The sequence below is a fragment of the Pseudomonas sp. CGJS7 genome (assembly GCF_036961695.1).
Genome location: NZ_JBAMDI010000045.1, coordinates 64,804 through 78,136, shown reverse-complemented (window position 1 = coordinate 78,136; position 13,333 = coordinate 64,804). Strand labels below are relative to the sequence as shown.

10 protein-coding genes are annotated in these 13,333 nt (G+C 67.9%); all 10 read right to left on the bottom strand.

What is annotated here, in order from left to right:
- Positions 1 to 541, bottom strand: a 541-nt coding sequence (locus V7787_RS25210; RefSeq protein WP_336090009.1) for a hypothetical protein, incomplete at its 3' end; no start/stop codon positions are given.
- A 2-nt stretch (positions 542 to 543) separates the two neighbouring features.
- On the bottom strand, positions 544 to 2,337 hold the full coding sequence (locus tag V7787_RS25205; RefSeq protein WP_336090008.1) for a S8 family serine peptidase: 1,794 nt from the start codon (positions 2,335 to 2,337) through the stop codon (positions 544 to 546).
- A gap of 91 nt (positions 2,338 to 2,428) precedes the next feature.
- Complete coding sequence (locus V7787_RS25200; protein WP_336090007.1) at positions 2,429 to 2,965, bottom strand: fimbrial protein; 537 nt, start codon at positions 2,963 to 2,965, stop codon at positions 2,429 to 2,431.
- A 197-nt stretch (positions 2,966 to 3,162) separates the two neighbouring features.
- Positions 3,163 to 3,729, bottom strand: a complete 567-nt coding sequence (locus tag V7787_RS25195; protein ID WP_336090006.1) for a hypothetical protein — start codon at positions 3,727 to 3,729, stop codon at positions 3,163 to 3,165.
- A gap of 2 nt (positions 3,730 to 3,731) precedes the next feature.
- Entirely contained in the window at positions 3,732 to 5,489 is a 1,758-nt protein-coding gene (locus V7787_RS25190) for a S8 family serine peptidase (protein WP_336090005.1), read from the bottom strand.
- 96 nt (positions 5,490 to 5,585) lie between these two features.
- The gene (locus V7787_RS25185; RefSeq protein ID WP_336090004.1) at positions 5,586 to 6,122 is read right to left on the bottom strand and encodes a fimbrial protein; all 537 of its coding nucleotides are present in this window, start codon (positions 6,120 to 6,122) and stop codon (positions 5,586 to 5,588) included.
- Between the two features lie 270 nt (positions 6,123 to 6,392).
- Positions 6,393 to 8,111 (bottom strand): single-stranded-DNA-specific exonuclease RecJ, encoded by a 1,719-nt coding sequence (gene recJ / locus V7787_RS25180; protein WP_336090003.1) that lies wholly within the window; start codon positions 8,109 to 8,111, stop codon positions 6,393 to 6,395.
- 37 nt (positions 8,112 to 8,148) lie between these two features.
- Positions 8,149 to 9,090: a hypothetical protein gene (locus tag V7787_RS25175; protein ID WP_336090002.1), complete on the bottom strand. Its 942-nt coding sequence runs from the start codon at positions 9,088 to 9,090 to the stop codon at positions 8,149 to 8,151.
- A 30-nt stretch (positions 9,091 to 9,120) separates the two neighbouring features.
- A complete protein-coding gene (gene greA / locus V7787_RS25170) occupies positions 9,121 to 9,597 on the bottom strand; it encodes a transcription elongation factor GreA (protein WP_336090001.1) in 477 nt (158 codons plus the stop codon).
- A 486-nt stretch (positions 9,598 to 10,083) separates the two neighbouring features.
- Positions 10,084 to 13,329 (bottom strand): carbamoyl-phosphate synthase large subunit, encoded by a 3,246-nt coding sequence (gene carB, locus V7787_RS25165; RefSeq protein WP_336090000.1) that lies wholly within the window; start codon positions 13,327 to 13,329, stop codon positions 10,084 to 10,086.
- Positions 13,330 to 13,333: the final 4 nt, after the last annotated feature.

Below are 13,333 nucleotides of genomic sequence, written 5' to 3'. Positions count from 1 at the left end.
GCACTCGGTCGGGATTGACCTCCTTCACTCCGGCGCGTCCGAGGATGCGTTGGCGGGCGCTCATCGCCTCGGCGATCGAGGGATACCGAATCGTCGCCTTGCCGCCGACCGCGGAGGAGTACGTCAACACGCCGCCGGTGTCGCGAACGATCGCGTCGACCACACTGATGTCGCTGACGTAGACGCTCAGCTGCGGCAGGATCACCACCGCGGTGCCGTCGGCGGCCACCGCCGCGCCGAGGTTGGGCCGCGCCGCCGCATCGGCCGCGGCTCCCAGATCGCGCTTGACCCGCGCGCTGGATGCGGCCGCGGGACCGATGACGTAGTTGGCCACCACCACCTCATCCAGGCCGGTGGTCGCGCCGGCTTCGCGGATCGCGGCCGAAGGCACCAGGCGGAAGGTTTTTCCGTCGATGGCGAACGACTCGCCGGTCGCGGCCCGACTCAACTCGGCGCGCTTGGCGTGGTCCTGCGCCAGCGCCGTCGACGCGCAGGCCAGGGCGAACAAACCGATGCACAGCGGCAAAGATTGGATTTTCATGATCAGTGTCCCAGGACGCGGAGCTTGAACGAGGTGAGATTGCCGGCCGAGGCCACGCCGGCGGCGCGGTCCACGTCCGCCACTTCCACGGTCCAGTCGCCGTCGCTGGATTCGTCCAGGAAGGCGTTGACCGAGGAGAACGGAATGGTCAGCACGCGGCCGCCGTAGGCCGAATGCGCCGGCAACACGAATGCGCGGGTTCCGCCGGGCGAGCGCAAGGTCACCAACAACGGCGTGGCGGTCGCGCCGCCGGCCTGCTGCCAGGTGCCGGCGTGGACGTAATCGGTGTCCAGGCCGATCTGCACCGCTTCGATGTTGCGCGGCCCGTTGGCGATGCGCACGCTGGCCGTCGCCGGCGCGGCCGCGTTGCCGATCGCAACCGGCACGTCCAGCTGAGCGCGCTGCCAGCCGCTGTCGCGCAACGCCGGCAGCGACTTGAAGTTGCCGGCGCGGGTCACCGCCAGGGTCGCATCGACCAGGCCGAAGCCGTACCAGTTGCTGAAACGCCGGCCCGCGGCATTGGTGATCCAGCCCGGCGCGATCACGGTCCCGTTGGCGTCGCGCACCTGCGCCTGGTTGGGATCGATCTGGCGCGCGGTGGTGGCCAGGATGTATTTGACGTCGCGGAAGCTCAGCTTCGGATTGACCTGCAACATCAGCGCGACCACGCCCGACACGGTCGGCGCGGCCGCCGAGGTGCCGTTCATCGAGCCGGTGTAATTGCAGGTGTTGTCCAACAGCGATCGGTCGCTGTCCAGCACACTGCGTCCGCTGCCGGCGGCATTGTTATTGTAGCCGCGCGCGCACCCCGACAGGTCGGTGGTGACGATGGCGGGTTCATACAAATAGGCCGCTTGACCGCCGGCGACCGCTTCGCTGTAACCGGCGTTGAGCAGCCCTTGCCGCTGCCAACCGTATTCGCCGCCTAGACCCGCTACCCAGATCGAAGCGCCCGGCGTGGAGTAAGTGGAACGCTGACCGGACGCATCGGCGGCCGCGATCACCATCACGTTGAACTTGCCGTGCTGCCCATCCCAGATGGCTTGCGAACAACCGACGCCGGCCGCCAAGGCATCGGCGCCGCAAACGTTGAAGTTTCCAGTGTCGGCGTAAGCCGACCAGTTCGAAAAACCGTTGCCGGCCGACTTGATGTAGATCGTGCCGAGCCCGCCGCGGGTCGCCGACAAGGCGCGTTCGTCCGCCGCGATCTCGTTTTCCGATATCGCCGCGGGCAGATAGTTGGCGTAGGCGCCCCAGCTGTTGTTGGACACTTGCACGTCCGCCAACTCCGGCCGCGTCAGCCACACATCCTCAAGACTCGGCTGCTTGGTCGCATCGTCGACGCTGAGATAGTTGAAGCTCTTCAGCCGCGCGGCCGGAGCGACGCCGCGCCCGCCGATGCCGTTCCAGCCCACCGAGGCGATGATGCCGGCGACCGCGGTCCCGTGCGCTTGCGAGGCCTTGGTGGGGGTGGGATCGTGGCTGTCGTCGCTGAAGTTCCAGGAGCCGTTGGCGACGACGTTGGCGGCCAAGTCGGGATGGGCGATTTCCACGCCCTGATCGACCACGGCCACGGTCACGCCCTTGCCGCGGATGTTGTAGTCGTGCAGATCGTCGATGCCCAGGTCGATGCCGAACGCCGGCTTGGTGTCGCCGAGCACGCTCTGGCCGTAGTTCATCAGATGCCACTGGTACCGGTACAGCGGATCGCCCTGCTGCGCCTGCGCCGCGCCGCCGAACACGGCCGCGAACGTGGCCGCGCACAACGCGGTCTTCTTGATCGAATGCTGTCGCATGTCGCCCACTCCTGGTTGGGTCGCACGCGCGCTTCCGGTTCGGCCCTGGCGTCGGCTCGGGCCGTTCGGACGCGCGCATTGGATGGATGGCTTACTGGTAGATCAGGGTGAAGGTCACGCTGCTGTTGGCCGAGCCCGCGGTGGCCGCGCCGGTGGCGACGTACTGGGCGTAGTAACGCAGCGCCGCGCCGCCGTTCTCCACCGCCACGGTCTGGGTGTTCTGCAGACCCAGCGGGTTGCCGAGCAGCACTTGCGAGTAATCGCCGTTGAGCAGTTGCAGCTCGACGTTGCCGGCCACGCCGCCACCGCCCTGCAGGCTCAGATTGTTGCTGCTGGTGTTGATGGTCGGACCCGGCTCGAAGAAGGTCTGCACCTGCGCGGTGGTCGCATCGCAATCGGCGATGCGGATCAGCAACGGCGTGCGCCCGGCGGTCTGGCCGTTGCTGGCCAGCGCCGACACCGCCACCGGCGGCAGCTTGACCCGGATATCGGCCGGGGTCGGGCCGTTGGTGAGCACGCAGGTCGGCGCGATCACCGAGCCTTCGATATGGACGGTGCCGTCGGCGGCGTATGCGGCGACGGGGGCGGCGAGCGCGAGGGCGAACGCGGCGGCAAGAGCGGTCTTCATGTGGTCCCCTACAGTTGGTATCGACACTGGCGCCGTTGCGGCGCGATGGAAGCGACTGCCTGTCCGATCCGCTGCCGGTCCGACGCAGCGGCGATTCGATGGATGCATCGCGCTTGGGTGCCTGCGCGAATCGCGCATCGTCGGGCGCGAGGCCGACGAAAACGCGGCGCCGGGTCCGGCCCGGCGCCGCCGTCGGCTTACCAGGCGACCTTGCGCTGCTGGATCAGACGCGGGCTGACTTCCTTGACCCCGGCCTTGCCGGCGATGCGCTGGCGCGCCTTCATCGCTTCGGCCACCGAGCCGTAACCGATCGTCGCCTTGCCGCCGATCTCGGAGGAATACAGCAGCTTGCCTCCGGTCTCGCGGACCAGCGCATCGATCACGCCGGGCTGAGCGACGTAGACGTTGAGCTCCGGCGCCACCACCACCGCGCGGCCATTGGCCGATACCGCGGCAGCCAGGCCGGTGTCGGCCGCGGCCGGCGCCGGATCGATGGAGCGCTTGTTGCGGGTCGGCGACGGCGCCGCCGCCGGTTCCACCACATAGCCGCCGACGATCACGTCGCGGCGCAGGTCGGTGCTCGCATCGACCGGCTTGACCGTCGCGGTCGGCGCGATGCGGAACTGGTTCTGCCCGATGGTGAAAGTTTCGCCGGTCGCGGCCAGATCCAACTCGGCCTTCTTGGTGTAGTCCTGAGCCATGCCGGCCGGCGCGATCGCCATCGCCAGCACGCCGCCGCAAAACGATAAGAGTCGAATTTTCATGTTCAGTGCCCCAGCACGCGAATCTTGAAGGAGGTCAAATCGCCCAGCGAATCCGCGCCGGCCGCCAGCCCGGTATCGGCCACTTCCAGGCGCCAATCGCCGCTGCCCGGCTCATCCAGGAACGCGTTGACCGCGGCCAGATCGAAGGTCATGGTGTCGTCCGCGGTCGCCGCGCCGGCGGGTACCACGATCGCGCGGGTTCCGCTCGGCGATATCAGGGTGACCCGCAGCGTGGTGGATTCCAGGAACCCCAGCGGATAGTTCGACGCCATGCCGATCTGCACCGCTTCCACCCGGCCCGGGCCACCGTCGATGCGGATGGTTGCTTGCGCCGGCGCGGCGCTGCCGCCGATGGGCTGCGCCGCGGCCAACGCGGCCTGACGCCAGCCGCTGTCGCGCAATGCGCCGAGCGATTTGAACCCGCTCGCGCGGGTCGTCGCCAGGGTGGCGTCGACCAGACCGTAGCCGTACCAGTTGCTGAAAGCGCGTCCGGCGGCGTTGGTGGTCCAACCCGCGGACAACACCGTGCCGTCGGGCTTGGTCACCGCCGCCTGAGTCGGATCGACTTGCCGCGCGGTGGTGGCCAGGATGTATTTGACGTCGCGGTAGGTCAGCTTGGGATTGGCCTGCAACATCAACGCCACCACGCCCGATACCGTCGGCGCGGCGGCCGACGTACCGTTCATGAGGCCGGTGTAGTTGCAGCTGGCGTCGATCGCCGACTGGTCGGAGTCCAGGGCGTTGAAGTTGAGCCCTTCTTCGCCCGGGTTGACGTTGTACCCGTTGAGGCAGCCGCTCAAATCGGTGGTGACCATCGCCGGATCGAAACGAACCGGCTCTTGCCGGGCGATCACCGCGTCGCTGATTCCGCCGTCGCGCAAGGTCTGGGCTTGCCAACCGTACTCGCCGCCCAGGCCCGACACCCACATCGAGGCGCCCGGGGTGGAATAGCTGGAGCGCTTGCCGGCCGCGTTCACCGCGGCGACGGTGATGACGTTGAAATAGTTCGATTCCAGATCGTAGAACGACTGGCTGCACCCGACCGAACGGCTGCTGGCCGGACACAGTTCGCCGAAGGTGCGGTGCTCGACGCTGGCGAAGCTGTTGCCCGCCGCCTTGACGTAGATCATGCCCAGTCCGCCGCGGGTGGCCGACATCGGCCGTTCCCAGGCGGCGAGTTCGTTTTCCGACACCACCGGCAGGAACAACGGAACGGTATTGCCCCAACTGTTGTTGCTGACCGCGACGTCCTTGGACAGCGCGCCGTCCCACCACGCGTAACGGATTTCATCGTTGGAGCCGTTGGCATCGAGGAAGTTGAAGCTCTTCAGCTTCGCTGCCGGCGCCACGCCGCGTCCGCCGATGCCGTTCCAGCCGACCGCGCCGATGATGCCGCCGACGGCCGTGCCGTGCGCTTCGCCGCCGTCGCCCGGCGAGGTGTCGTGCGAGTTGTCGTTGAAGTTCCAGGAACCGTTGGGAACCATGTTCGCGGCGAGGTCCGGATGGGCGATCTCGATGCCCGCGTCGAGCACGCCGACGATCACGCCTTTGCCGCGGATGTTGTAGTCGTGCAGATCGTCGATACCCAGATCGATGCCGAACGCCGGCTTGGTATCGCCCAGCACTTTCTGGCCGTAGTTCATCAGATGCCACTGATACCGGTACAACGGATCGCCTTGCTGCGCTTGCGCCGCGCCGCTGGCCAACACCGCCAGCGTGGCCAGGCACAGGCCCGTGCGTTTGCCGAGAATCTTTCGCATACCACCAACTCCTTAATCGTCGGGCAAGCGTCCACCGTCGCGGCCGGGGCTGGGCCCCGAACGATGCGGTAACGCGCGTGGGTCGCAGGAAGGGACTTACTGGTAGATCAGAGTGAAGGTCACGCTGCTGTTGGCCGAGCCCGCGGTGGCCGCGCCGGTGGCCACGTACTGGGCGTAGTAACGCAGCGCCGCGCCGCCGTTCTCCACCGCCACGGTCTGGGTGTTCTGCAGACCCAGCGGATTGCCCAGCAGCACCTGCGAGTAATCGCCGTTGAGCAGTTGCAGTTCGACGTTGCCGGCCACGCCGCCACCGCCCTGCAGGCTCAGATTGTTGCTGCTGGTGTTGATGGTCGGACCCGGCTCGAAGAAGGTCTGCACCTGCGCGGTGGTCGCGTCGCAATCGGCGATGCGGATCAGGAACGGCGTGCGCCCGGCGGTCTGGCCGTTGCTGGCCAGCGCCGACACCGCCACCGGCGGCAGCTTGACCCGGATATCGGCCGGGGTCGGGCCGTTGGTGAGCACGCAGGTCGGCGCGATCACCGAACCTTCGATATGGACGGTGCCGTCGGCGGCGTATGCGGCGACGGGAGCGGCGAGCGCGAGGGCGAACGCGGCGGCAAGAGCAGTCTTCATGTTGTCCCTTACAAGTGAAGTTGCGACGGTGACCGGCGCTGCGCCGTCCGCGAGGGCTCGGACTGTTTCGGTACGAACGCGCCGGGTTGCGATGAATTATTCAGAAACCCTCTTAAAACCCGGGCTTTTGTTCATCCGCTAGTATTTAGAACGCAGCGCGGAGGTTTTACCCCACGTCGTCATGCGACTGGCGCCAGCGATCGTTCGGGATGGGTATCGGCCGCGCCCTGCTCCGCGCGCGGCGCGCAAGGGCCGGCGCGATCGCGCCGCTCAGAGCGGTTCGCGGTGGGTCACGACCAGTTGCACCGCGTTGCCGCCGCGGTAGTCGTCGGGCTCCAGACGGTACGCGATGCGCACCCAGGGCGAGGGCTTGTTGCCGTCCCAGCCGCCGAACTGGATCGCGTTCAAGCGCAGTCCGTCGCGGCCCAGTTCCAACTTGAGATGACGCTCGCCGACCACGCGCCAGGACAGCACTTCGAACTCGCCGTCGAATTGCGGTTCGGCGAAGCCCTGTCCCCACGGGCCGCCGTCGCGCAGCGATTCGGCGTGGACCCGGTCGAATTCGCCCGCATCCAGTTCGCCGTCGCTGAGCACGTCGGCTTGCAGCAGTTCCGGGGTCAGGGCGATACGCGCGCATTGCTCGAACGCGTCGCGGAACGCTTCGAACGCGGCCAACGGCAACGACAACCCCGCCGCCATCGCATGGCCGCCGAATTTTTCGATCAACTGCGGATGACGCGCGGCGACATCGGCCAGCGCGTCGCGAATATGAAAGCCGGGAATCGAACGCGCCGAGCCGCGCAGCAACTCGCTGCCCGGTTCGGCCGGCGCGAACGCGATCACCGGCCGATGCAGACGCTCCTTCATCTTCGAAGCGACCAGCCCGACCACGCCGGGATGCCAGTCCGGATCGAACAGACACAAGGCCAACGGCCGCGAGGCCGCGTCCACCGCGACCCGCGCGAACGCGGCTTCGGCCTCATCGGTCATCTGCTGCTGGACCGCGCGGCGCTCGGCGTTGATCTCGTTGAGGGTGGCTGCGATCGAACGCGCCTGCGCGTGGTTGTCGGTGAGCAGGCATTCGATGCCCAGGGCCATGTCTTCCAGGCGGCCGGCGGCGTTGAGCCGCGGCCCGACCGCGTAGCCGATGTCGGCCGCGGTCAGCCGGCGGAAATCGCGCTGCGAGACTTCGATCAGCGCGCGCAGACCGGCGCTGCCCTGCCCGGCGCGCAAACGGCGCAGGCCGGCGGCGACCAGGGCGCGGTTGTTGGCGTCCAGCGCGACCAGATCGGCGACGGTGCCGACCGCGACCAGATCCAGCAGCACGCTCAAGTCGGGGCCGTTGCCGTTGCCGAACGCGCCGCTGTCGCGCATCCGCCGGCGCAAGGCCAGCAGCACGTAAAACATGACCCCGACGCCGGCCAGCATCTTGCTCGGAAACCCGTCGCCGGGCTGATTCGGGTCGACGATGGCGTCGGCCGGCGGCAAGCGCTCGCCGGGCAAATGGTGGTCGGTGACCAGCACCTGCCAACCGCGCTCGCGCGCCGCGGCGATGCCGGCGTGGCAGGCGATGCCGTGATCGACGGTGACCAGCAGATCCGGCTGCAACTGCGCCAGTTCCTCGACCAGCGCCGGCGACAGGCCGTAGCCGTGCACGATCCGGTTGGGCACCGCGTGCGACACCCGCTGGGCGCCGAGCATGCGCAGGCCGCGCACGCCGACCGCGCAGGCGGTGGCGCCGTCGCAGTCGAAATCGCCGACCACCACGATGTGGCGATCGGCGGCGATCGCCTGCGCCAGCAACGCGGTCGCCGCATCCAGCCCGAGCATGCCGTCGGGCGGCAGCAAATGGGTCAGCCGCGGTTGCGCCTGCTCCACGCAGGTCGCGCCGCGCGCGGCGTAGATCCGGCGCAGCAGCGGCGGGACCGAATCGGGCCACTGGCCGATATCGACCGGCTCGCGCCGGCGCAAGCGCGCGGCCGAATTCATCGCGCCGATTCCACCGCGGCCACGGACATGCGCGCGTTCAATCCAGCAGCGAACGCAGCGGCTTGCGCCAGAAACGCCAGCGCTGCGAACGCGCCAGTTCGAAACGCTCGCCGTCGGCGAACGCCAGCGCGATGCGCTCCAGCGCGCCCTGGTCCAGCGCGGCCGCGGCCGGTTCCAGCCAATCGCGTTGCAGCGGGGTCAGATCGCGCGCGGCGCGCAGGTCGAACAACACCTCGCCCTCGTGCGCGGCCCAGGCGCCGGGCAGCGCCGCCGCGTCGATGCCGGCTTGCGCGGCGAACGCGGTCAGCGCTTCGTCGTCGCTGAAGATGCTCGTATATGCGGTGCGGACGTGATCGGGCAGCACGCCCGCGCCCCAGAACCACAGCGAATTGATCGGCGCCAGGCCCGCGGCGATGCGCTGGGCGTTGTGCGGATGGTTGTGCAGCACCACCTGGGCTTCGCTGAGCAGCGCGCGCCAACGGCGGCCTTCGCTGCCCTCGCCTTCGCCGCCGGGCAGATGCTGGAACATGTCCTCGCCCAGCGCCTGTTCGGGCGAGGCGAAGCGCGGCAAGCGGGTTTCGCGCGGCAGCGACAGATACCAACGGGTCGGCACCGGCGCATCGATCGGGAACCCGGCGTCGCCGAACAGCGGCTTGAGCGCCGGCAGCAATGCGGCGCTGTCGCGCTCGCTCAAGGCCAGCGCATCGCCGTAAGCGAGCAGGCGCGCGCCGTTGATGTCGGGCCGGACATAGGCCGGATCGGCGCGCAGCCACGCGCCGTGGCCGCCGTCGCCGACATCGCGCTGGCGCGACACCGCCGCCACCGGCCAGCCGCGCGGCAGGATGTCGAACACCCGCGCGGCCTGATCGGCCGCCTCGACGCTGCGCTCGGCGCGGCCCAGACGGCGGCCGACGCCTTCGCCGAAACTCTGGCCGCCGAAGCGCGCGCGCGCCGGCAGCAGCAGGGTGACCCGGTTCATCGCGGAAGGCCCATGAGCGCGTTCGGCCGGTCAGCCGTTGTAGGCGACGCTGACGATTTCGTACTCGCGAACGCCGCCGGGCGCCTGAATTTCGACGCTGTCGCCTTCGTTCTTGCCGATCAGCGCGCGCGCCACCGGCGAGGAGATCGCGATCAGGCCTTGCTTGATGTCCGCTTCCAGGTCGCCGACGATCTGGTAGGTCTTGCCTTCGTCGGTATCGACATCGGCCAGTTCGACGGTGGCGCCGAACACCACCTTGGAGCCGGCGTTGAGCTTGCTGATGTCGATGATCTCGGCGTGCGACAGCTCGGCTTCGAGCTGCTTGATCCGGCCTTCGATGAAGCCCTGCTGCTCGCGCGCGGCGTGGTACTCGGCGTTCTCCTTGAGATCGCCGTGGGCGCGCGCTTCGGCGATCGCGTTGATGACCGCCGGACGCTTGACCGACTTGAGTTCTTCCAGCTCAGCGCGCAAACGCAGCGCGCCCTTGGCGGTGATGGGTGCTCTCATTCCTTGTTTCCTCGTTGCGCGTCCCTTGGGGCCGGACGCCGGCTTATCGAATGCTGGGTTGGGGCCATTGTGCCGGGAACCTGGGCGGTTGGCACCCTGTTGGGGTTGGGCGGGCGGGGCGTGGCTGGGGGGTTTCAGGAGGTGACTCCCGGCCCGTCATTCCCGCTGCTGGAAGCTAAAAGCCAAGAGCCTTTGGCGTAATCTCTCCAGAACGTCATTCCCGCGAAGGCGGGAATCCAGAGACTTCAGCGTCATGCATCCAGGTCGTCATTCCCGCGAACGCGGGAATCCAGCGACTTCAGACGCTTTCGCACGAAAGGCACTGGATTCCCGCGTTCGCGGGAATGACGGGCTGGCAGTGGCGAAGCCCTACTCGCGCTTCGCCAAGCTCCGGGAGTGGCGAAGCCCTACCCGCGCTTCGTCGCGCTCAAGCCTCCGCGCCGATCGCCCAACACGGGCGGCGCCAAAGCGCCGCCCGCGCCGCGATCAAGCCGCGCCGATCTGCGCGTGCAGCTCCTGCAACGACCACACCGGGCCGGTGCCGCGATAGTCCAGCGAACCCACCAGCGCGCGCGCCCCCGACACCGTGGTCGAGTACGTGACCCGCTGCTGCAAGGCCTCGCGACGGATCGAGAACGAGTCGGAGATCGCCTGGCGGCCTTCGGTGGTGTTGATGATGTAGACGATCTCGCCGTTCTTGATCAGGTCGACGATGTGCGGACGGCCCTCGGTGACTTTGTTGATCACCTCGCACGCCACGCCGTGCTGGCTCAGGAAGCTCTGGGTGCCGCTGGTCGCGACCAGGGTGTAGCCGCGGCGGACCAGTTCCTGCGCCACCGGCAGCACCCGCTGCTTGTCCGGGTCGCGCACCGAGATGAAGGTCTTGCCGACCGGCGGGGCCTTGATCCCGCCGGCTTCCTGCGCGCGCGCCATCGCCGCGCCGAAGTTCTTGCCCACGCCCATCACTTCGCCGGTGGAACGCATTTCCGGCCCGAGGATCGGGTCGACGCCCTGGAACTTGGCGAACGGGAAGATCGCTTCCTTGACCGAGTAGTAGTCCGGCACGATTTCTTCCATCGCGCCCTGCGAGGCCAGGGTCTGGCCGACCATGCAGCGCGCGGCGATCTTGGCCAGCGCCATGCCGGTGGCCTTGGACACGAACGGCACCGTGCGCGAGGCGCGCGGGTTCACTTCGATCAGGAAGATGGTTTCGTTGCCGTCGGCATCGGTCTGGATCGCGAACTGGGTGTTCATCAGGCCGACCACCTTCAGCGACTTGGCCAGCGCCACCACTTGCGCGCGCAGCTTCTGCTGGGTTTCCGGCGACAACGAATACGGCGGCAGCGAGCACGAGGAGTCGCCCGAGTGCACGCCGGCTTCTTCGATGTGCTCCATCACCCCGCCGATCAGCACGTAGCCTTCGCGGTCGGCGATGACGTCGACGTCGACTTCCACCGCGTTGTCGAGGAAGCGGTCCAGCAGCACCGGCGAGTCGTTCGACACCTTCACCGCATCGCGGATGTAGCGGGTCAGATCGGCGTCGGAATAGACGATTTCCATGGCCCGGCCGCCGAGCACGTAGCTCGGGCGCACCACCATCGGGTAGCCGATCTGATTGGCCAGGGCCAGGGCTTCGTCGGGATTGCGCGCGGTGCGGTTGATCGGCTGGGCCAGGCCCAGGTCCTGCACCAGCTTCTGGAAGCGCTCGCGGTCTTCGGCCAGATCGATGCTGTCCGGAGTGGTGCCGATGATCGGCACGCCGTTGGCTTCCAGCGCGCGCGCCAGCTTCAGCGGGGTCTGGCCGCCGTACTGCACGATCACGCCCTTGGGTTTTTCCAAGTCGGCGATTTCCAGCACGTCTTCCAGGGTCAGCGGCTCGAAGTACAGACGGTCGGAGGTGTCGTAATCGGTCGACACGGTCTCCGGGTTGCAGTTGACCATGATGGTTTCATAGCCGTCCTCGCGCAGGGCGAGCGCGGCGTGCACGCAGCAGTAGTCGAACTCGATGCCCTGGCCGATGCGGTTGGGACCGCCGCCGAGCACGATGATCTTGTCGCGGTTGGTCGGCTGGGCTTCGCACTCGTCCTCGTAGGTCGAGTACATGTAGGCGGTGGTGGTGGCGAACTCGGCCGCGCACGAGTCGACCCGCTTGTACACCGGACGCACGCCGAACGCGCGGCGCAGGGTGCGCACGGCGGTTTCGTCGGTGCCGGTGAGCTGGGCGATGCGCGCGTCGGAGAAGCCCATGCGCTTGAGCGCGCGCATGCGGTCCTTGTCCAGCGAAGCCAGACCGGCCTCGGCCAGCGCGCGTTCGGCCGCGATCAGTTCTTCGATCTGATCCAGGAACCACGGATCGACGAACGACAGCGCGTGCACGTCTTCCACGCTCATGCCGGCGCGGAACGCGTCGCCGATATGGAACATGCGTTCCGGGCCCGGCTCTTTCAGCTCACGGCGCAGCTTGGACAGGTCGTCCTCGTTGCCCAGATCCAGACCGGTGGGGTCCAGGCCGACCTTGCCGGTTTCCAGGCCGCGCAGCGCTTTCTGCAACGATTCCTGGAAGGTGCGGCCCATCGCCATGACTTCGCCGACCGACTTCATCTGCGTGGTCAGGCGCGCGTCGGCCTGCGGGAACTTCTCGAAGGCGAAGCGCGGAATCTTGGTGACGACGTAGTCGATGCTCGGCTCGAACGAAGCCGGGGTGGCGCCGCCGGTGATCTCGTTGCGCAGTTCGTCCAGGGTGTAACCGACCGCGAGCTTGGCGGCGATCTTGGCGATCGGGAAACCGGTCGCCTTCGAGGCCAGCGCCGAGGAACGCGACACGCGCGGGTTCATTTCGATCACCACCACGCGGCCGTTCTGCGCGTTGATGCCGAACTGCACGTTGGAACCGCCGGTGTCGACGCCGATCTTGCGCAGCACCGCGATCGAGGCATCGCGCAGGCGCTGATATTCCTTGTCGGTGAGCGTCTGCGCCGGAGCGACGGTGATCGAGTCGCCGGTGTGCACGCCCATCGCGTCGAAGTTTTCGATCGAGCACACGATGATGCAGTTGTCCGCGGTGTCGCGGACCACTTCCATCTCGAACTCCTTCCAGCCCAGCACCGACTCTTCCACCAGCACTTCGGTGGTCGGCGACAGTTCCAGGCCGCGGGTGACGATCTCGATCAGCTCTTCGCGGTTGTAGGCGATGCCGCCGCCGCTGCCGCCGAGGGTGAAGCTGGGGCGGATGATGGTCGGGTAGCCGACCCGGGCCTGGATCTCGATCGCCTCTTCCAGCGTGCGCGCCACCGCGGCGCGCGGGCATTCCAGGCCGATCTCGCTCATCGCCACGCGGAACAGCTCGCGGTCCTCGGCCATGCGGATGGCGTCGCGCTTGGCGCCGATCAGCTCGACGTTGTACTTCTCCAGCACACCGTTGTCGGCCAGGTCGAGCGCGCAGTTGAGCGCGGTCTGCCCGCCCATGGTCGGCAGCAGCGCGTCGGGCTTTTCCTTGGCGATGATCTTCTCGACCGTCTGCCAGTTGATCGGCTCGATGTAGACCGCATCGGCCATGTCCGGGTCGGTCATGATCGTGGCCGGATTGGAATTGACCAGGACCACCCGGTAGCCCTCGTCGCGCAGGGCCTTGCAGGCTTGCGCGCCGGAGTAGTCGAACTCGCAGGCCTGGCCGATCACGATCGGGCCGGCGCCGATGATCAGGACGGTTTTGATGTCGGTACGCTTGGGCATGTCG